Origin of the sequence: Methylobacterium sp. Leaf94, assembly GCF_001426045.1 — a bacterium.
In the GTDB taxonomy this organism is placed as follows: domain Bacteria; phylum Pseudomonadota; class Alphaproteobacteria; order Rhizobiales; family Beijerinckiaceae; genus Methylobacterium.
In genome coordinates this window covers 442,499-462,106 of record NZ_LMRM01000034.1, presented here as the reverse complement: position 1 = coordinate 462,106, position 19,608 = coordinate 442,499, and the positions used below count along the sequence as shown (strand labels likewise).

General features: G+C 69.3%; 18 protein-coding genes. 12 read left to right on the top strand and 6 right to left on the bottom strand.

Annotation, left to right across the window (positions count from 1 at the left end):
- Positions 1-43 precede the first annotated feature (43 nt).
- Complete coding sequence (locus tag ASG63_RS17665; protein ID WP_056219226.1) at positions 44-1,036, top strand: substrate-binding domain-containing protein; 993 nt, start codon at positions 44-46, stop codon at positions 1,034-1,036.
- Here the strand turns inward: ASG63_RS17665 and ASG63_RS17660 are convergent.
- Genes ASG63_RS17660 through ASG63_RS17645 form a run of 4 tightly spaced genes read right to left on the bottom strand, consistent with a single transcriptional unit; the run spans position 1,012 to position 5,940 of the window.
- Positions 1,012-2,265 (bottom strand): molybdopterin molybdotransferase MoeA, encoded by a 1,254-nt coding sequence (locus ASG63_RS17660; RefSeq protein ID WP_056219223.1) that lies wholly within the window; start codon positions 2,263-2,265, stop codon positions 1,012-1,014. The genes ASG63_RS17665 and ASG63_RS17660 overlap by 25 nt on opposite strands.
- Entirely contained in the window at positions 2,253-2,798 is a 546-nt protein-coding gene (mobB, locus tag ASG63_RS17655) for a molybdopterin-guanine dinucleotide biosynthesis protein B (protein WP_056219221.1), read from the bottom strand. Before mobB ends, ASG63_RS17660 begins: the two co-directional genes overlap by 13 nt.
- Positions 2,795-4,774: a molybdopterin biosynthesis protein gene (locus tag ASG63_RS17650; RefSeq protein ID WP_200957558.1), complete on the bottom strand. Its 1,980-nt coding sequence runs from the start codon at positions 4,772-4,774 to the stop codon at positions 2,795-2,797. The genes mobB and ASG63_RS17650 overlap by 4 nt, the downstream gene beginning before the upstream one ends.
- A gap of 8 nt (positions 4,775-4,782) precedes the next feature.
- Positions 4,783-5,940 carry a molybdopterin-binding protein gene (locus ASG63_RS17645; RefSeq protein WP_082559363.1) on the bottom strand — a complete coding sequence of 386 codons (1,158 nt, stop codon included), beginning with the start codon at positions 5,938-5,940 and terminating at the stop codon, positions 4,783-4,785.
- A gap of 232 nt (positions 5,941-6,172) precedes the next feature.
- Between ASG63_RS17645 and ASG63_RS17640 the strand changes: the two genes are divergently transcribed.
- Positions 6,173-7,423, top strand: a complete 1,251-nt coding sequence (locus ASG63_RS17640; protein WP_443189810.1) for a c-type cytochrome — start codon at positions 6,173-6,175, stop codon at positions 7,421-7,423.
- Positions 7,424-7,430: 7 nt separating this feature from the next.
- Here ASG63_RS17640 and ASG63_RS17635 read toward each other — a convergent pair whose 3' ends face one another.
- Both ASG63_RS17635 and ASG63_RS17630 read right to left on the bottom strand, forming a co-directional pair.
- Positions 7,431-7,934, bottom strand: coding sequence for a GNAT family N-acetyltransferase (locus tag ASG63_RS17635; protein WP_082559361.1), 504 nt, complete (start codon positions 7,932-7,934; stop codon positions 7,431-7,433).
- Between the two features lie 17 nt (positions 7,935-7,951).
- The gene (locus ASG63_RS17630; RefSeq protein WP_056219215.1) at positions 7,952-9,949 is read right to left on the bottom strand and encodes a 4Fe-4S binding protein; all 1,998 of its coding nucleotides are present in this window, start codon (positions 9,947-9,949) and stop codon (positions 7,952-7,954) included.
- 282 nt (positions 9,950-10,231) lie between these two features.
- On the opposite strand from ASG63_RS17630, the gene ASG63_RS17625 reads away from it, so the two are divergent.
- From ASG63_RS17625 to ASG63_RS17580, 10 genes are all read left to right on the top strand, one after another.
- On the top strand, positions 10,232-10,978 hold the full coding sequence (locus tag ASG63_RS17625; RefSeq protein WP_056219212.1) for a biotin/lipoate--protein ligase family protein: 747 nt from the start codon (positions 10,232-10,234) through the stop codon (positions 10,976-10,978).
- Complete coding sequence (locus ASG63_RS17620; protein WP_056219209.1) at positions 10,975-11,550, top strand: DUF6505 family protein; 576 nt, start codon at positions 10,975-10,977, stop codon at positions 11,548-11,550. The genes ASG63_RS17625 and ASG63_RS17620 overlap by 4 nt, the downstream gene beginning before the upstream one ends.
- 35 nt (positions 11,551-11,585) lie before the next feature.
- Positions 11,586-12,596: a DUF6352 family protein gene (locus ASG63_RS17615; RefSeq protein WP_056219206.1), complete on the top strand. Its 1,011-nt coding sequence runs from the start codon at positions 11,586-11,588 to the stop codon at positions 12,594-12,596.
- Positions 12,596-13,171, top strand: a complete 576-nt coding sequence (locus tag ASG63_RS17610) for a DUF3305 domain-containing protein (RefSeq protein ID WP_082559359.1) — start codon at positions 12,596-12,598, stop codon at positions 13,169-13,171. Before ASG63_RS17615 ends, ASG63_RS17610 begins: the two co-directional genes overlap by 1 nt.
- The gene (locus ASG63_RS17605; protein WP_056219203.1) at positions 13,168-13,842 is read left to right on the top strand and encodes a DUF3306 domain-containing protein; all 675 of its coding nucleotides are present in this window, start codon (positions 13,168-13,170) and stop codon (positions 13,840-13,842) included. Before ASG63_RS17610 ends, ASG63_RS17605 begins: the two co-directional genes overlap by 4 nt.
- Positions 13,843-14,010: 168 nt before the next feature.
- Entirely contained in the window at positions 14,011-14,613 is a 603-nt protein-coding gene (locus ASG63_RS17600) for a TorD/DmsD family molecular chaperone (protein WP_056219199.1), read from the top strand.
- A 68-nt stretch (positions 14,614-14,681) separates the two neighbouring features.
- Positions 14,682-14,921 carry a formate dehydrogenase gene (locus tag ASG63_RS17595; RefSeq protein ID WP_056219196.1) on the top strand — a complete coding sequence of 80 codons (240 nt, stop codon included), beginning with the start codon at positions 14,682-14,684 and terminating at the stop codon, positions 14,919-14,921.
- Between the two features lie 7 nt (positions 14,922-14,928).
- Positions 14,929-17,871 (top strand): formate dehydrogenase subunit alpha, encoded by a 2,943-nt coding sequence (locus ASG63_RS17590; protein WP_056219193.1) that lies wholly within the window; start codon positions 14,929-14,931, stop codon positions 17,869-17,871.
- Between the two features lie 16 nt (positions 17,872-17,887).
- Positions 17,888-18,484, top strand: a complete 597-nt coding sequence (gene fdh3B / locus ASG63_RS17585; protein ID WP_055955987.1) for a formate dehydrogenase FDH3 subunit beta — start codon at positions 17,888-17,890, stop codon at positions 18,482-18,484.
- A gap of 71 nt (positions 18,485-18,555) precedes the next feature.
- Entirely contained in the window at positions 18,556-19,596 is a 1,041-nt protein-coding gene (locus ASG63_RS17580; RefSeq protein ID WP_056219190.1) for a formate dehydrogenase subunit gamma, read from the top strand.
- Positions 19,597-19,608: the final 12 nt, after the last annotated feature.

Below are 19,608 nucleotides of genomic sequence, written 5' to 3'. Positions count from 1 at the left end.
TGATACGGGGGAGCGGGAAAGATCAATAGGAAAGACTTTGCCGATGCGCGTATCGACGCCTCTCACGCTGCAGGCCGATGGCGATTGGAACGGTCTCGCGCTGCGGCCGACCTTCGCCCTGCTGCACGCGCTTTCCACCTCCACCTCGCTGCTCGTCGCCGCGCGAAGACTCGGAGTTTCCTATCGTTCGGCCTGGAGCCGGGTCTCGGACCTCGAAGCCGCCCTCGGACAACCGGTGGCGATCAAGACCAAGGGGCACGGCACGGTGCTCACACCGTATGGCCGTACGCTCCACGCGACGCTGTCAGAGATGTACGATCGGCTCGGCCCCCTTCTCGCCGCCGAGGCGGACCGGATGACGGAGGCCTTGCGCAGGCTGGAGGCCCGTCAATTGCCCCCCCTGAGGCTCGCGGCGAGCCACGATCCGCTGCTTCTGGGTGTCGTCGAAGCCCGGGCGGACGTCGAGCTCGCGATCGCCGGAAGCCTCGACGCTCTGTCGCATCTTCGTACTGGGAGCGCGGATGCGGCGGGCTTCCACTACGGCTCCGAAGGTCCGGCCCCGGATCCCTTCGGTGCCGTGTTCCGCGATCCGGACCTCCACGTTCGACCGTTGTTCCGGCGTCAGCAGGGCCTGATGCTTCCGCCCGGCAACCCGCACGGGGTCACCGGCGTCCGCGACATCGCCCGCCTGGACCTGCGCTTCGTGAACCGCCAGCGGGGTGCCGGGACGCGCATCTGGTTCGAACGTCTCTGCGCCGAGGCCGGTTTGGAGAGCCGCGCGATCCGGGGGTCGCAGACCGAGGAATTCACCCATCAGGCCGTCGCCGCGCTCATCGCCACCGGCACCGCGGATGTCGGCATGGGGACACCCGCGATCGCCGAGCGCTTCGGCCTCGCTTTCCAGTCCCTGGGCTGGGAAACCTACTTCCTGGCCGCCCGCACCACCGTCGACGAGGCGTTGTTAACGCAGTTGACGGAGGCCGCCGGACGAGCGGCGTCCGTCACCCTCGGCTACCAGAGCACGGCGTGCGGATAGAAGGTGAGGATGTCGCCCGCGGCCACGGCCGTCACCGTTTCGTCGAGTTCGACGAGGCCGTCGCTCTCCGTCAGCGACGAGAGCACACCGGCACCTTCGCGGGGGTACTTCACGGCCTCCAGGACGGCATCGGGCCCGAGGGCGACGCTGACGCGGACAAATTCGCGCCGGCCCGCCTTCTTGCGATAGGCGAAGGCGGCCCGAACGGGCTGGCCGAGGGGTGCAACGTCGTTTGCGCCGCCCAGGCGCGCGAGGAGTGGGCGCACCACGAACAGGAGCGTGACGTAGACGGCACCGGGATTGCCCGGCAGCCCGACGAATGGCGTACCGTCGACAACGCCCATTGCGACCGGACGGCCGGGCTTGATCGCAAGGCGCCAGAACATCAGCGCGCCGACCGCCTCGACGGCGGCCTTCACGTGGTCCTCCTCACCGGTGGAGACACCGCCCGAGGTCAGGATCAGGTCATGATCCCGGGCCGCTTGCCGCAGGCGCGCCGCGAGGGCATCGGGTTCATCGCGCAGGATGCCGAAATCCGCGACCTCGGCTCCGAGGCGGGCGAGCAGGGTCGCGAGCATCACGCGGTTCGAATCGTGGATCGCGCCGGAGGGAAGCGGCGCGCCCGGCTCTGTAAGTTCGTCGCCGGTGGAGAACAGGGCGACCCGCAGGCGCGTGCGCACGGCGATCCGGTCATGGCCGCAAGCGGCCGCGAGGGCGAGATCCTGTGGCCGCAGGCGCCGCCCAGCCGGGATCGCGCAGGCCCCGCGGGCGATGTCCTCACCGGCGTCTCGAGCGTTGGCGCCGCGTTTCAGCCCGGGGGGCAGCACGACGACGTCGCCCTCGCGGCGCACGTCCTCCTGCATGAACACCGTGTCGGCCCCGGGCGGCATCGGAGCCCCGGTGAAGATCCGGATCGCGACGCCAACACCCGAGATTCCCTCCGCGGCCGTCCCCGCGGGGAGCCGACCGCGGACCGGGAGCCGCGTCTCGCCCTCCAGGCTGAGGTCACCGTGGCGGATCGCGTAGCCGTCGACGGCGGAATTCGGGAATGGAGGCACGTCATGGAGCGCCAGGACGGGCTCGGCCGCCACGCGTCCATCGGCCAGCCCGAGCGGCAGCCACTCGGTCCCGGCCAGGATCGGCAGGCGCTCGCCGATCAGCGCCACGGCGTCTTCGATGCGCATCAGCGCACCGCCGAACGCGAAGCAGTCGTCGGTCAACTGGGCCATGGTCCCTCCAGGTGCGCCAGCGCCGTCTCCAGCGGTTCCGACAGGGCGAGGACGAGGTCGGCGATTCGCGCGATGGCGTCGAGATCGACGATCGGCACCGGAGCATCCGTGAAGGGCTGGTCGCTCGCGACCGCCACGATCCGGGGATCGTCGGGGTAGATCGGCGGCTTGCCGTTGGCGGCGCGGTGGACCTCGAGCTTGGCATGCACGTCGCGCTTGAAGCCCTCGACAATGACGAGATCGCAAGGCGAGAGCCGGCGCAGGAGCTCGCCAAGTCGCGCTTCCCGCTCGGCGCCGATCTCGTGGATCTGGACCCAGCGCCGCGACGACGACACGATGACCTCGGACGCCCCTGCCTCGCGATGGACGTAGGAATCCTTGCCGGGATGATCGACGTCGAAGGCGTGGTGCGCGTGCTTGATCGTTGCGACCTTCACGCCGCGCGCCGTCAGCAGCGGGATCAGCCTGGACAGGAGCGTGGTCTTGCCCGCGCCGCTCCAGCCCGCGAGGCCGATGACCCGGGCGGGGTTCACGGCGCCTCCGCGGGCGAGAACCCGGCTTCGCTGAGGAGGGCGCGGGTCTCGGGATCGTGCAGGCAGGCGAGGAAGGCGGCGAGTGCCGGCCGTTCGCGGTGCTCGGCGCGGTAGGCGAAATCGTAGCGCTCATCGGCGAGCGGCAGAAAACCGAGGCCGTAGGCCCGCGCCACGGTGGCGATGGCGACGCCCCAATCGGCCCGCCCCTGGGCCACTGCCGCCGCCACGGCGTTGTGCGAGCGCGGCTGGTTCCAGAACCCGGGCGGACGGGCGCCCTTCAGGAGGCCGTCGACCAGGGCGCGGGTGCCCGAGCCGGTATTCCGGTTGACCATCACGATCTCGGGTTCGGCCAAGGCCGCGGCGACAGCCTCGTCCGGCAAGCAGCCCTCGAACAGGGGATGGCCGGGCTTGAAGACGACGCCCTGCAGGCGTCCCCAGCCTTCGGCCAACTCCAGTCCGGGCCCGAGGAACGGCCGGTTGTAGATGCCCGTCTCGGTGTCGAGGAGATGCATCGCGGCGAGGTCGCACTCCCCCCGGGCCAGGGCGGCGAGCCCCCCGGCTGAGCCGACCCAGATGGGCCGTGCACGAAGTCCGTGCTCCGCGAGTCGCCCGATCACCCGGTCGAGTCCGACGCAGTGACTGCCGATGATCGTCAGATCCGGCGGCCGGACGCCAGCACCGAGCCGGGTGACCGACACGGTTTCCCCGGCCTCCAGGCCGGCCCGGGCAGCGGGAACCGCGAAGAAGCCGTCGGCCTGCGAGAAGGCCGTCACCGAGCCGGATCCCTTGGGCAGCGGCAGGGCGCGCAGGCCGCCCTCCGTCTCGGCCAGGGCGGTCATCACGAATTCCGTGCGCCCGCGCTCGGAGGGCACGCGCTGAGGCAGGATCGCCGTGACAAAGGTGTCCTCCCGCGGCGCCAGGCCGGCCATCGCCCGCACCAGCGGCACCACGACGTCGTGGAACGTGAACATCGCCGACGTCGGAAAGCCCGGCAGGACGACCACGGGCGTCTGTCCCGCGACCGCGAGGCAGAGGGGCTTCCCGGGTTTCAGGGCGACCCCATGCACGAGGATACCGGGTTCGCCGAGGCGCTGAAGGATGCGGTGCGAGACGTCGCCGGCCCCCTTCGAGGTCCCCCCCGACAGGACGACGATGTCGCTGTCGGCGATGGCGGTGCGGAGGGCCGCGTCCAGGGCGGCCTCGTCGTCGCGAACGATACCCAGTGGCCAAACGGTGCCGCCGTTCTCGCTGACGGTCGCGGCCACGATCGGCCCGTTGGAATCGTAGATCGCCCCGGGCTTCAGCGCCCGGCCCGGCGCCACCAGTTCGTCGCCGGTCGAGAGAATCGCGACCCGGGGCCGGCGGACGACGTCGACGGCGGCGAGGCCGCAGGCGGCCAGCATGCCGATCTCGCGCGCGGTGATCAGCATTCCCTTGCGCAGGACCGTCTCGCCCGAGGCCATGTCGGCCCCGGCATAGCCGATGAACTGGCCCGGCCGGGCCGGACGGACGAGGTCGATCGCGAGGCTGTCGGGGCGGAACTCGGTCTGTTCGACCATCACGACGGCATCGGCGCCGCGCGGGACGACTCCGCCGGTGGCGATCGGCGTCGCGGTGCCGGTGGCCACGGCCATGACCGGTGCGACCCCACAGGCGAGGATCTCGCGGTTCAGGATCAGGCGCCGCGGCCGCGCCTCGTCCGCGCCCTCGGTATCCGCAGCGCGCAGGGCGAATCCGTCCACGAGGGCGCGATCGAAGGGCGGCACGTCGATGGGCGAGGCGACGTCGTGGGCCAGGACGCGCCCGAGTGCGTCGACGAGGGACACGGTCTCGGCCGCGAGGGCCGCGTGCGGCACCGCCGAGCGGAAGCGCGCGAGGGCCTCTTCCCGGCTGACCACCGTGAGGAATTGCTCCTGGCGCGCGGCCTGCGCCAGCCGGTCCAGGAAGGCGTCTTCCGCGGCGGTGTCGGTGGGCACGGCGTCGCTCACAGCGCGAGCCCCGGGACGACGCGGCCGGCCGGATATCCTTCCGATTCCGGTCCGACGAGGATCGCCGCATCGGCGTGGATCAAGCTAGCCAGCGCAAGGTCGCTGCCGCCCAGCGGCAGAAGGCCGTCAGGCATCCGGCGGGCGAAGACGATCTCGCTCATGCCGATGGTGGAGGCGATCTTGCCCAGAAGCGGTGCGCCGCTTCCCGCCGGAGCCCGAGCTCCGGACAGGCTCGCGATCAGCGGGCGCGCGAGGGCGACGAAGGCGCCGAGCGCCGCGTCGGGGCGCCCCGGCAGCAGAATGACGGGCCGTCCTCCCACCTCGCCGAAGCCCGCGGTGTCCCCCGGCTGGAGGGCGATGCCATGCGCCCGCACCGTTCCAGCCAGGGCCAGTCCGGCGGAGGCGTGGTCGTTGTGTCCGAAGCCCGTCCCGCCGATCGTCAGAACGGCGTCGCCGTCCTGTGTTCTGAGCACATCCGCGATCGCGTCCGGTGTGTTGGCGGCCACGATGCTGGGCACCAGCGCGCCCGCCGCGGTGATCCAATGCGCCAGGAGGGGGGAGAGCGTGTCGGCCTCGGGCGCTCCCGCGACGATCAGGGTCAGGCGGGGACGGCGTAGGGCGAGACTCGCGAAGCCGGCCGCCTGAAGGGCCAGCCGGTGCAGGGCCGTCACCCGCTGACCGGTGGCGAGGAGCAGGGTGCCGGGCGAGGCTTCGGCACCGGCCGTACGCACGCCCTCCCCCACCGGGACATCGGCCACGATGGACGATCCCTCGATGGCTTCTGGGGGCAGGATCGTGTCGGCATCCTCCGGCAACCGCGCGCCGGCCTCGACCCAGGGCGGGCGGCCCACGACGAGAATCGGCGCGAAGGGCGAGGCGCCGACGACGTCCGCACCGCGCACGGCCCAACCGTCCCGCAGGGCCGTCGCAAATTCCGGAATGGCCCGCGGCGCATGGCAGTCGACGGCGCCGGTCCCGCCGAGGCCCTCGGCGAGCGGCACCGCCTCCGGTGCGACCGGGACAAGGTGCTCCGTCAAGAGACGAACGGCCTGCGTCAGTGGCATGAGGGCCGAGGATGCGGTCCGGCGCGGACCGGGTGCCGCTGCGGGCGAGCCGGCCTCCGATTCGAGGGCGCTGCGGTCGGATGCGATCATCTGTCGAGCGATGCGCCATCGCCGAGCGATGATCAAGCGCCCCCCGGGTCTCCCGCGTCACCGGGTCCCGTCTCCATGCAGCGACATCTCTCTGGCGGATCGTCTAAATTCGCGCGCCGGGCCGGTATCCCGGCGTTTCCTCGCGGGGGATGCAGTGCAGATATTCGGCAAAGCCTTGGTCGATCGTGTCCCGTCCCGGCGGGCACTCGCCCTCTGCGTTCTCGCCTCCGTCCTGTCAGGATCACCCGCGGCTGCCCAGTTGCGCGGCCACGGCGGCCCGGTTCGGGCGCTGGCGGTCGCGCCGGGGGGTGCCCTCGCGATCTCGGGCGGCTTCGATCAGGCCGCGATCCTGTGGGCGATCGACAGCGGCAGCGCGCTCACCGTCCTGCGCTTCCATGACGGGGCCGTAAACGCGGTCGCCGCCTTGTCCGAGGGCGGCTTCGTCACGGCCTCGGAAGATGGCCGTATCGCGCTCTGGCGCGCCGGCCAACCCGAGCCGGAGCGGGTCTTCACCGAACATGCGGGGCCGGTGGCGGCGCTGGCGGTCTCGCCTGACGGATCGCTGCTAGCCTCGGCCGCCTGGGACGGAACCGCCCGGATCCGCCCGATCGCCGGCGGCCCGGCCCGCGTGCTCGCGGGGCACCAGGGCAACGTGAACGCTGTCGGCTTCCTGCCGGATCGGCGGCCGGTCACCGCCGGCTACGACGCCACCGTGCGGATCTGGCCGCGGGCCGACGACCCCGCGGGCGTGCCCATCGTGGTCACGCTGCCCACCATCCTGAACGCGCTGGCAGTGACGCCGGACGGCGAAATCGCAGTCGCGGGCGGGGACGCGGTCGTACGCCTGTTACACCCGGACGGATCGGTCCGCGCCTCGGTCGATGTCGGGCCGAACCCGGTCATCGCGCTCGCGCCCTCCCCCGATGGCCGCCGGATCGCCGCCGCCACCGCCGGCGGCGCGGTCGCGCTGATCGACCGGGAATCGGGTACGATCCTGCACCGCCTCGTCGGGCCGGGCCTGCCGGTCTGGTCCATCGCGTGGCGCCCGGACGGACGCGAACTCCTCACGGGCGGCAGCGACCGAATGATCCGGCGCTGGGATGCCCTGAGCGGCGAACCGATCGGTCCCCTGGCGATGCCGCGTCCGTCGGATGCCCTGGCCGCGTATCACGGGGACCGGGGCGCCGAGGTGTTCCAGGCCTGCGTCGCGTGTCACGCTCTCACCCCGGAGGACGGCCCCCGCGCCGGCCCCACGCTCGCCGGCATCATCGGCCGGCGCATCGCCACCGTGCCGGGCTACCGCTATTCCGACGCCCTGAGGGGCATGGACATCGTCTGGGACGCGCGCACCATCGCTCGGCTCTTCGAGGTCGGCCCGACCCGCTACACACCGGGGACGCGGATGCCGGAGCAGACGATCAACCGGGCGGAAGACCGGGAGGCACTCGTGAAGTTCTTGGAGAGCGCGACGGCGACGCGCTGAATCCGGCTCACAGCGTCCGGATCATGTAACGGGCCTCGCCGCCGTAGCTGGCGAGCGTCCTCGCCGTCGCGTCGCCTGGCGCGCAGCTTCGAAAGCCGTGGCGCTCCCAGAACCGCACGGTCCCGTTGACCGCCACCAGGGCCAGGTCGTGCAGCCCGGCCTCCCGCATCCGGCCGATCAGGAGCGCCAGACCCGCTCCGGCCTGCCCGGCACCGGCGAGCGCCGGTTCGATACCGAGGTCATGCAGGTAGGCAGCGCCCTCCGCCGACGGCACGGGCGCGAGTGATCGGTTCAAGGGCGGAACTCGTCCGAGCGGCCAGGGATACGCAACCGCATACCCCGCGACGCCTGCATGCGCGTCGCTCAGAGCCAGACACAGGCGGGCTCCCAACGCGAGCCGTTCGCCGAAATGCGCCGCATCCTCCGGATGGTCCGGGAACAGCCGGTCGGCCAGAGCGACGACCTGTACGAGATCCCGCTCCTCCATGCTCCGCCACGTCCAGTCGCCCATGGCAGCGGCCGATCCGGCTAGATCGCCTCGCCGCGGGCGGCGCGCTCGCGGAGATAATCCTCCGTGGTGCGCGGGCGGTCGCGCTCGGGGCCGGCATGGGGATCAAAGCCCTGATTCACCGCGACCTCGACACGACAATCTTCGCACATCATGAGGGCCTGCACGCGCGCTTCGCCGGCTTCGCCCCGGAACATCCAGTGCCGATCGCGCAGCTTCTCCACTACGCGCTCGATGGTGCTGCGCGTGCCGAAGGGCTTGGCGCAGGCGATGCACGCGAAGGGCTCCTCCTCCTTCAACACCCGCCTTGGCGCGGCCCAGGCCTCGAAATCGACGCCCGGCTTCAGGGTGATGACACTCTCCGGGCAGGTATTCGCGCAGAGACCGCACTGCACGCAGAGGCTCTCCTCGAAAGCGAGGAACGGCCGGTCGGCACTGTCCGACAGTGCATGGGTCGGGCAGGCGCCGACGCAGGCCAGGCAGAGCGTGCAATCCTCGGTGCGGAACTCCAGGCCGCCGAATGGAGCCCCCCCAGCCAGCGCGATGCGCGCCACCGGCTCGGGGGCGGCCGCATGCATCTCGTTGAAGGCAAAGCGTAGAACTTCTCGCTTGCCGCCGATCGGCATGAAACGAGAGGGAACGCCGGCCGCTTTTCCGACCCGCTGTCCTGCCAGGGTGGCGCCGAGAATATCCGGGTCGTCGGTTTCGATCAGGGAGACGACCGGCTCTGCGGTTCCGCTGCCAAAACCGAGCCCGCGCGCCAGGGTGTCGCCGAGGGTCACCGCCCGGCGCAGACTGTCGAGGTCATGCTTGGGTCGGTCGCGGGCGAGAATGCGGACCCCGGCGGCGCCGTACGCAAAGAGTGCCGCGAAGGCCTCCGGGCCCAGTTGCGTGATCTCGTTCACCCGCACGGGCAGCACGTGGGCCGGCAGGCCGTCTCCATGACGGGCGAGGGCGTCGATCAGGGGTTCGCCGTGGTTGCCATCGTGAAACAGTATCACGCCGTCACGACCGCCAGCGGCCTGGTAGGCGACCATCAGGGTCCGCAGCCGGCGCATCAGCGCATCGGCCGGCGGCAGTGCATAGGCGGCAGCCCCGGTCGGGCAGACCGAGGCGCAGTTTCCGCACCCGGCGCAGATGTAGGAATCGATCGCCACCGTATCGCCCGCTGGCGCGATCGCCCCCGTCGGGCAAACCTCGAGACAGCGGGTACAACCGGTGATGCGGGAGCGTGAATGAGCGCAAAGCTCGGCGTGGAAATCCACGAAGCGCGTCTGGTCGAAGGTGCCGACGAGGTGTGACGCCTCCGTGATCAGGCGCTCGACCGCCGCCGGATCTCGCGGATCCGCGCGGAGATAGCCGAGCCGGACCTCGTGCGCCGGAAACAGAGCGGTGAAGCCGCTGACGTCGATGACGATGTCGCAGGTCGAAGTGGCGCCGTTGCGGCTCGCTCCGAACAGGAGATGCGATCGGGACGACGGAGCCGGCAGGGCATAGTCGTCGATGCGCAGCTCGAAGGCCCCGAGCCGTCCCTTGGCGCCGGCGATCGTCCCCTGCACGATCGGAAAGTCGTTGCGCTTAGGCGGCTCGACCGTTTCCGGCCGACTTAGAAGCACCGTCACGTCGAGGTGCTCCGCGAGACGGCGGCCGATCTCGATGGCGGTCGCATCGCGACCATAAACAAGTGCGATGCCCTGGCTCTCGATCGCGACGGTGGCTGCATCCGGGACCGGCTCGGCGCTGGCGGCGAGCAATGCTGCCATCTTCGGGCCAGCCGCGTCACCCTGGGACGACCAGCCTGCCGTCTCGCGAATTTTGGCGTAGACCACCCGGTCCTCGGCGCCGAGCTCGGAGGCGACCTCGTCGAAGAGGGGCGACTGCAGGGTGCAGGATACGGTGACCGCACCGCCCGCCTGCACGGCGCCCCGAAATCGGTCGAGTTCGCGGCCGCAGAGCTGATCGGCCACCCTGAGCGTCCCGCCGCACCCACGCCCGATCGCCTCGGCGTCGAGCGACATCGTCTTCTCGCAGGTGCAGGCGAATACGATACGGTCGGACACGGACGAACCCTGGATGGATCTGGGGAAGCTGATGCAGACGACGGGCCGGCACAGCGATGGCCTCTTCGCGTCGTCGTTCGTATCTCATATACTCAAATGGTTCAAAACTGCGATCCGACACCGGAGCGCAGCGACGACACGTCCCGCGCGCATCTTGCGCCTTGTGACTCGGTCGCCGGGACGACATCTCGGTGGCAGCGCTTCTCCCGCAACCGGTTCCTCGCGAGTCCTGCCTTCTCCGTGACGACAACCCCAGACCTCGAAATCCGATCGACAGCACTCGCTCTGCCACCGGCATTCACCGGCCGCCTGGTGGGAGGTGCCTGCGATGCCTTCACGGAAGCCCGGTCGCTGGCCGAGCATCAGGGGGCTGATGCGGCGGGCACCCTCGTGCTCACCGAACGCGCGGGCGTGCTCGACCTTGCAGTGGTTCTGGCGCCGGAAGAGCCGCTGGTCTCGGCGCGCCGCGCATTCCTGGCTGCCATGACGGCCCTGGCCGACGCTGTCGGCGCGCATGGTCCACCGGAGATGCCGCTGACCTTCGGCTGGCCCGACGTGCTAGTCTTCGACGGCGCCCGGCTCGGGGGGGGACGGTTGGGCTGGCCCGCCCACTGCCCGGAGGAATCGACGCCGGACTGGCTCGTCTTCTCGGCCATGCTTCTTCTCTCGAAAGGAGCCACCGGCGATCCGGGGCTCACTCCTGGTTCGACGGCCCTCGACGAGGAGGGCTTTGCGGCGGACATCCGGTTTCCGCTTGTGGAGAGCTTTGCCCGCAATCTGATCCGGACGTTCTCCCTCTGGGCGGAAGATGGCTTCGACGGGATCGCCGCCCGCTACCTCGCGCACCTGCCGACACCGCCGGGCGTGCCGGTCCATATCGATCGGGCCGGCGACGTCATCCTGGGTGAGTCCGAGCGCTGGCCTCTGGCGCGGCTGCTGCGCGAACCGGCATGGCTTGATCCTGAAACCGGGACGGTCCGTTTATGACGGCGCTCAAGCTGCCGCGCACACTGCGGCTCGACCCCTCTGATACCTTCGTCTTCGCGCATCCGGCCGAGCCGGGTGAATGGGCGGTGACGGGCTCGTTTCTTTTCTGGGACCAGGATCTTTCCGCCCTGGAGGGGAAAGCGCGCGCCGCCTTCCGGTCCGGTTTCGTCGGGGTGACGTCTCTCGGCTTCTCGACCCTGGTGGTGGTGACCGAAGCGTCCGAGACCGAGCGCGATGCCGCGGTCGAGGATTTGGCTCGACATCTTCACGAGCGTCTCGGTGCACCGGACCGGGTGACCGCACGGGCGGCGGCCCGCGAAGAGCTCGACTTCGCAGCCTCCCTCTGCGGCGTTCCCATCGGGAGCGTCGTAGCGATGCACCGGACCCAGACGGACGGCGAGATCACCGAAGCCTTCCGGACGTTGCACCAGCGCGATGCCGGAACGCCGGGAGCTGACCGTCTGCATGCCCATGCCCGCGCCTTTCGCTTCGTGGAGACCGATGAGGAGGAACCCGAGGAACGCGCCGATCTCATCGGGCTCGCGCGCGCTTCGGCTTCCTCGGGAAACTGATCGATGCCAGCCCTCGTACCGGGACAGACCCTGCCATGACCGAATTCTGGGTCTCCAGCGGCCACCACCTGACGCAGCGCACCGAGGGTGGGGGATTGGCCGTCACCGACGAACTGATCCTCGCCTATCTGGCCCGCCCGGAGGTATTGCCGCCCGACGACGCCTGCGCCGCGGAGCGTGGCCTGTATGCTGACCTGCTCGCCCATCCACGCCGCGTCGTATCAATGGAGGCCGTGAGGGCCATCGCGGATCCAGATGCTCGGGAAAACTGGGAGGTGCTGCTTGCCTTCCGAGACCGCCTGTTGGCGGCGCGCTCGATCGAGGCAGCCTATCTCGGAATGATCCGGGAGGGCCTGCAGGGCATTCCCTCGCTGTTCCTGAACCAGCTGGTCCACCTGATCCTGCGCAACGCCCTCGACGGCTGCGACGACCCGTTCGTGCTGCGCGCGGCGGAGCTGTTGTTCCGGCCTCAACGGATCAGTCGCCTCGATCACGCCGTTCTCCTGGCCGACGCCGAGGTGATCGAGGCGCGAGAAGGGAGCGCCCCCCTGTCGCCGCTGGTGAGCATGCTGGGCAAGGACGCGGCGAACGAACTCGACATCCTGAACGAGGACAATGCCTGGAGCTATTGGAGCCGCTCCGATGCATTCTCGATGGCGCTGAACCTCGGCTCCAGCATGCGCAGCCGCGAGGCGCTCGCCCGGGTGATCGAGGCTTTCGTCGGGCACCTCCTGAACGTCGAGGTTCGGGTCAACCCCCTCGACAAGCTCGAGGATTCCGACTGGCGCTGGTTCGTCGGCCTTGATGCGGAAGCGACGCGGATCGGCAACGCCCTCTGGCGGGGAGAACCGGTCTCGAACGCCGACCAGGAACGCGTCATCGCGCTCTTCAGCCTGACGTTCACCGACCGGACGCGCCTCGAAGACTCGGTCGGCGACCGTCCGGTCTACCTCCTGCTGGCGGCGACGGGCGCGAACCTCGTGACGCTGAAGCCGCACAATCTGATCGCGGGTCTCCCCCTTAAGACAGCGCAGGCGCCTTGCTGATGTCGAACGATCCGACAATACTCGACGAAGATGCGGGCGGACGAGCGCTGGACGACCCTGAGCAGGATCGCGCCAGGCCGCAGAATCATTTCGAGGTCGGTATCCTCGTCGCCCGACGGCGCCTGCGCGGCCCCTGGGCGACCCATGCCTGGCTGCCGGTCGCGGCACTCCCGGCGGCGCCTCCCGTCGCGAACTGGACCCCGCTTGCAGAAAACGAAGAGGAATCAACGTTCTACGCCGGATCCTACGAGGTTCTCCTCCACCCCGCGGAGACCTCGCATTATCGCGACAACCTCGTGTCCGGACGTCCTTCCCTCTGGGTCTCGTTGCGCAAGCTCGGTGAGGATTCCTACGAGATCGCGACTGTGACGGCGGACCCCTACGAGGGCGAGGCCATGGCGGAAGGCATCGGCGAGATCGTGGAGGCGGTCCCGATGCCGACGGAATGCCAGGGCATCCTGCTCGCGTTCTTCGAGGCGTTCCATGTCGAGCGGAAGTTCGAGAAGCGGAAGCGCGACCGCGCCGATCCGGAAGCGCTGGCGCGGGGCGGTCAGGGCAAGGGACGCGGCGAATGAACGAGAGCCTTCTCTCACGCTGGGCGCGACGCAAGCAGGAGGTTCGTCAGCACGAGCGCGCGCAGGCGATCACGGAACCGTCGGCGCTCGCGGTCCCGCCCGAACCGCAAGTCGTTGACGAAGCTCTGGTTTCCTCGGAACCAGCGCTCGACGACGAGAGCCTGGCGGACGCGATCGCCCGGTTACCGAAGATTGAGGATCTGACCGCGGAGACCGAGCTCGTTCCGTTTCTCAGGGCGGGGATTCCGGCGGCGCTGCGAAAAGCCGCCCTTCGGCGGATGTGGTCCGTCGATCCGGCGATCCGTGATTTCGTCAGCGAGGCCCGGGAATATGCCTACGACTGGAATACGCCCGGTGGGGTGCCCGGGCTCGGACCCATGCTCCCCACGGACGACATCACGGCAATGGTCGAGCGGATCATGACCGGCCACGCCCCGAAGCCGCCGCAGGAGCCGGTCGGTATCCAAGAGGGTGACGTCGAGGTCGCGCCGTCGACCGTCCCGGTCGCGGATGAAACCGCCGCGGAAACGCAGATGGTCTCCATCCAGGACGCGCCGACCGCGCACGTCGGCGCGGAGGACCTTCATCCATCGCAGAATGGCGAGCGCACGTTTCAATCGGCCCCGATTGTTTCGCCCCTGCGACGCCATGGCGGCGCGATGCCGAGCTAATGCGAAGAAACGCGATTGCCGTTCGGTGAAACCCTTTTTATTATCAATACAAACTAGACCGCACCTCAGGTGGAGCGGCGGGGGCCGGAAGGGTCGAGGAGTGGTATGCGTTCCGGTGCGCCGTTTTCAGAGCCGCCAGGGGAAGTCGGCGTCGGGGTGATGGATCGGATGGGCGAGGCCACGACGGTGAGCTTGGCCCTGGACGAGGTCGATCACCTGCGCGCGCAGCAGTACGACCTTCTCGCGGTCCTCCTCGGCCGTCCTCCCACGGTGGATCTTCTTCGTGCGTTGGCGGGGCTCGCGGGCGGCGACAGCGTCCTGGGCCGCGAGGTCGCTTCCCTCGCAGCCCTGGCCCGGGAGACGTCGGCGGATGCCGTGGAGCGGGAATATTTCGCGCTCTTCGTCGGTGTCGGGCGGGGAGAGCTTCTGCCCTACGCCTCCTACTACCTGACGGGGTTCCTGAACGAGCGGCCCCTCGCCCGGGTTCGCGAGGATCTCTCGGGACTGGGCATCGAGCGCGACCCGGCGACGACCGAACCCGAGGATCATCTCGCGATTCTCTTCGACGTGATGGCCGGGCTCACGGCCGGACGGTTCGAGGCCGAGCCCGGTGCCGCGCGCGCGTTCTTCCTCCGGCACATCGCGCCGTGGGGCGAACGTTTCTTCACGGATCTGGAGCGGGCCAAGGCGGCGCGCTTCTATCGCCCGGTCGGGGCCCTGGGACGGGCCTTCCTCGAGATCGAGGCGGCGGCTTTCGCGATGGATGCCTGAGGCATCCGTCTCTTTGGATCATGGCGCTCGACCCCGTGTCGGAGAGCGCCGGAGGGAGTGTGTGGGCGATGGGACAGGATCAGAAGGACCAGCTCGGCCGTCGCCAGTTCTTCCGCGCGCTCGGCGGCGGCACGGTGGCGGCCGCGGCCGGCATGGCGTCGCCGCTCTCGGTCACCGAGGCGCAGGCCTATGACCCCGGCACGGACGAGACCCGGTCGCGCTACCGCCTCACGGACGAGGTGAAGGCGTTCTACCGGACGAACGGCTACGAGACCCTTCAGAACAGCACGAACGCCGGAAAGAAGTGAGCCTGCGATGCTGACCAAGCGCAAGAGCGGCGAGGCGAGCCGCACCAAGCACCAGGCCGTCGCCGCGGGCCTCGCGGCCGGCGTGCTCGACCGTCGCGGCTTCCTGAAGAAGTCGGGCCTGACCGCCGGCGCCCTGGCGGCGGCCGGCACGATCCAGCTCGGTTCGGTCCGTCAGGCCCGCGCCGCCGGCTCGTCGGCCGTCGGCCCCGACGTCCAGATCAAGAAGAACATCTGCACCCACTGCTCGGTGGGCTGCACGGTGACGGCCGAGGTGGTGAACGGCGTCTGGGTCGGCCAGGAGCCGTCCTATGCGAGCCCGATCAACCGCGGCACGCACTGCGCCAAGGGCGCGGCGATCCGCGAGCTGGTCTCGTCCGACCGGCGCCTGAAGTACCCGATGAAGCTCGTCGGCGGCCAGTGGCAGCGCGTCTCCTGGGAACAGGCCATCGAGGAGATCGGCGACAAGCTCGGCGCCATCCGCGAGAAGAACGGCGCGGACTCGGTCTACTGGCTCGGCTCGGCCAAGTTCACCAACGAAGCCGCCTACCTGATGCGCAAGTTCGGTGCCTTCTGGGGCACCAACTCCGTCGATCACCAGGCACGCATCTGCCACTCGACCACGGTGGCGGGCGTCGCCAACACCTGGGGCTACGGCGCCCAGACCAATTCCTACAACGACATCCGCAACGCCAAGACGATGATCATCCTCGGCGGCAACCCCGCCGAGGCGCACCCGATCTCCATGCAGCACGTGCTGTCGGGCAAGGAGATCAACCGCGCGAACATGATCGTCATCGATCCGCGCTTCACCCGCACGGCGGCCCACGCCACCGAGTACGTGCGCATCCGCTCCGGCACCGACATTCCGGTGGTCTGGGGCATCCTCTGGCACGTCTTCCAGAATGGCTGGGAGGACAAGGAGTTCATCAGCCAGCGCGTCTACGCCATGGACGACGTCCGCAAGGAAGTCGCCAAGTGGACCCCCGAGGAGGTCGAGCGCGTCTCCGGCGTGCCCGGCGAGCAGCTGCGCCGGGTGGCGGAGAAGTTCGCCAAGGAGAAGCCCGCGACCCTGATCTGGTGCATGGGCGCGACCCAGCACACGGTGGGCACCGCCAACGTGCGCGCCCTCTGCATCCTGTGTCTCGCCACCGGCAACGTGGGCAAGCCCGGCACCGGCGCGAACATCTTCCGCGGCCACACCAACGTGCAGGGCGCCACCGATCTCGGCCTCGATGTCACCTCGCTGCCGCTCTACTACGGTCTCGTCGAGGGCGGCTGGCGCCACTGGGCCCGCGTATGGGACGTGCCCTACGAGTGGCTGCAGTCCCGCTTCGACGAGGTTCCCGCCGCGGCCGGCCGCAAGGCCCGCTCGCGCAAGGAGAACATGGAAGCGCCCGGCATCACCTCGACGCGCTGGTTCGACGCCGTGAACCTGCCGCCGGAGCAGATCGACCAGCGCAGCCCGATCAAGGCGTTCATGGTGTTCGGCCACGGCGGCAACACGGTGACCCGCCTGCCCGAGGCCATCGAGGGCATGAACAAGCTCGAGCTCCTGGTAGTCGCCGACCCGCATCCGACCACCTTCGCGGCCCTCGATGCCCGCCAGGACAACACCTACCTGCTGCCGATCTGCACCTCGCTGGAGATGGAGGGCTCGCGCACGGCCTCGAACCGCTCGCTCCAGTGGGGCGAGCAGATCGTGAAGCCGGCCTTCGAGTCGAAGAACGACTACGAGGTGCTCTACCTCCTCGCCAAGAAGCTCGGCTTCGCCGAGACGCTGTTCAAGAACATCAAGGTCGAGAACAACGTCCCTTCGGCCGAGGATCTGCTGCGGGAGATCAACCGCGGCGGCTGGTCGACCGGCTATTGCGGCCAGAGCCCCGAGCGGCTGAAGGCGCACATGCGCAACCAGCACAAGTTCGACCTCATCACGCTTCGGGCGCCCAAGGACGACCCGGAGGTGGGCGGCGACTATTACGGCCTGCCCTGGCCGTGCTGGGGCAAGCCCGAGCTGCGCCATCCGGGTTCGGCCATCCTCTACAACACCTCCCTCCACGTGAAGGACGGTGGCAGCACCTTCCGGGCCCGGTTCGGCACCGAGCGCAACGGCCAGACCCTGTTGGCCGAGGACAGCTTCACCAAGGATTCCGACCTCACCGACGGCTACCCGGAGTTCACCTTCGGGGTGTTCAAGAAGCTCGGCTGGGACAAGGACCTGACGGCGGACGAACTCGCCACGATCCTCAAGATCGGCGGCGACAAGGCCGACACCGTGAGCTGGGCCACCGACCTGTCGGGCGGCATCCAGCGGGTCTGCCTCGATCACGGCGTGATCCCGTTCGGCAACGGCAAGGCCCGGGCGAACGCCTGGAACCTGCCCGACCCGGTGCCGGTGCACCGTGAGCCGGTCTACTCGCCGCGCCCCGATCTGGTGGCGAAGTACCCGACCCGCCCCGACGAGCGGCAGTTCCGCATGCCGAACATCGGCTTCTCGGTGCAGAAGGCGGCCGTCGAGCGCAACGTGGCGCGCGACTTCCCCATCATCCTCACCTCGGGCCGCCTCGTGGAATACGAGGGCGGTGGCGAGGAGACCCGGTCGAACCCGTGGCTGGCCGAGTTGCAGCAGGACATGTTCGTCGAGATCAACACCGGCGACGCCGTCGAGCGCGGCATCAAAGACGGGTCCTGGGTCTGGGTCACCGGCGCCGAGAACAGCTCGAAGGCCAAGGTCAAGGCGCTCGTCACCGACCGTGTCGGCAAGGGCGTCGCGTTCATGCCCTTCCACTTCTCGGGTTGGTACGAGGGCAAGGACATGCGCGACTACTACCCGAAGGGCACCGACCCGGTGGTGCTCGGCGAGAGCGTCAACTCGGTCACCACCTACGGCTTCGATCCTGTGACGGGCATGCAGGAGACGAAGTGTACCCTATGCCAGATCAAGGCCGCGTGAGAGGAGCGCATCGACCATGGCCCGTATGAAGTTCCTCTGTGACGCCGACCGTTGCATCGAGTGCAACGCCTGCGTCACCGCCTGCAAGAACGAGCACGAGGTGCCCTGGGGCATCAACCGCCGTCGCGTCGTGACGCTCAACGACGGCAAGCCCGGCGAGCGCTCGGTCTCGATGGCGTGCATGCACTGCACGGACGCGCCCTGCGCGGCCGTGTGCCCGGTGAACTGCTTCTACACCACGGCCGACGCGGTGGTGCTGCACTCCAAGGACATCTGCATCGGCTGCGGCTACTGCTTCTACGCCTGCCCCTTCGGCGCGCCCCAGTATCCGCGCGTCGGAAACTTCGGCTCGCGCGGCAAGATGGACAAGTGCACCTACTGCTCGGGCGGCCCGGAGCCGGACCTGTCGGTGGCCGAGTACGAGAAATACGGCTCGAACCGCCTCGCCGAGGGCAAACTCCCCCTCTGCGCGGAGATGTGCTCGACCAAGGCCCTGCTCGCCGGCGACGGCGAGATGATCGCCGAGATCTACAAGCAGCGCGTGATCAAGCGCGGCTACGGCTCCGGCGCCTGGGGCTGGAAGACGGCCTACCGCGAGACCGTGGCGATCTGATCGCCCCCTCGCCCCTGGAGCCGGCGGCCGTCCGGCGGCTCCATGACGACACGCCATCGAAAGGAACGCCGATGCGGCGGGCAGTCACGCTCCTCAGCACCCTCGTCGTCGCGACGACGCTCCTGGCCGCGCCGGGCGCGTTCGAACCGGCACGCGCCCAGAATCCGATCACGCAGGATGGGCAGAACCCCATGGGCGCCAGGCCCACGGCGGATTCGGTGAACGAAGAGTTTTACTTCAAGCAGAACTCGAAGATCGTTGGGCGCGGGTCCATACCGGATCGCAAGTCCTACACGCTCGAACAGCCGCAGGGTCGCGAGTACCAGTCGTTCCGCGAGCACTACCTGCCGTGGATCGGGGCCGCCCTCATTCTCGGCATGATCGGCGCGCTGGGGGCGTTCTTCCTCTGGCGCGGGCGCATCCTCACGGAGCACAGCCAGGAATCAGGCCGGAAGATCCTGCGCTTCAACACCTTCGAGCGCTTCACCCACTGGATGACGGCCGTATGCTTCATCATCCTGTCGCTCTCCGGCCTGAACTACATCTTCGGCAAGCGCCTGCTGATGCCGCTGATCGGCCCCGAGGCCTTCGGCGCCCTGGCGCAGTGGGCCAAGTACAGCCACGTCTATCTCGCCTGGCCGTTCATGTTCGGCGTGGTGATGATGTTCGTGGTCTGGATCAAGGACAACATCCCGAACCGCCTCGACTGGGACTGGATCAAGGCCGGCGGCGGGTTCATCGGCAAGAAGCACCCGCACGCGGCCCGCTTCAACGCCGGCCAGAAGGGCGTGTTCTGGATGGTTGCCGGCTTCGGCGCCGCCATGAGCATGACCGGCCTGATGATGCTGTTCCCGTTCGCGCTGCTGGACATCAACGGCATGCAGGTCATGCAGGTGATCCACTCGCTGATCGGCATCGCCTTCATCGCCGGCATCCTCGCCCATATCTACATCGGCACGCTCGGCATGAAGGGCGCCTACGACGCCATGGGCAGCGGCAAGGTCGACCTGGCCTGGGCGCGCGCCCACCACGATCTCTGGGTGGAGCAGGAGCAGGCGAAGACGGCGAGCGGCCCGCAGCTCTCCGGTCGCCACCCCGCCCCCGCCGAGTAACCGAACACCCTG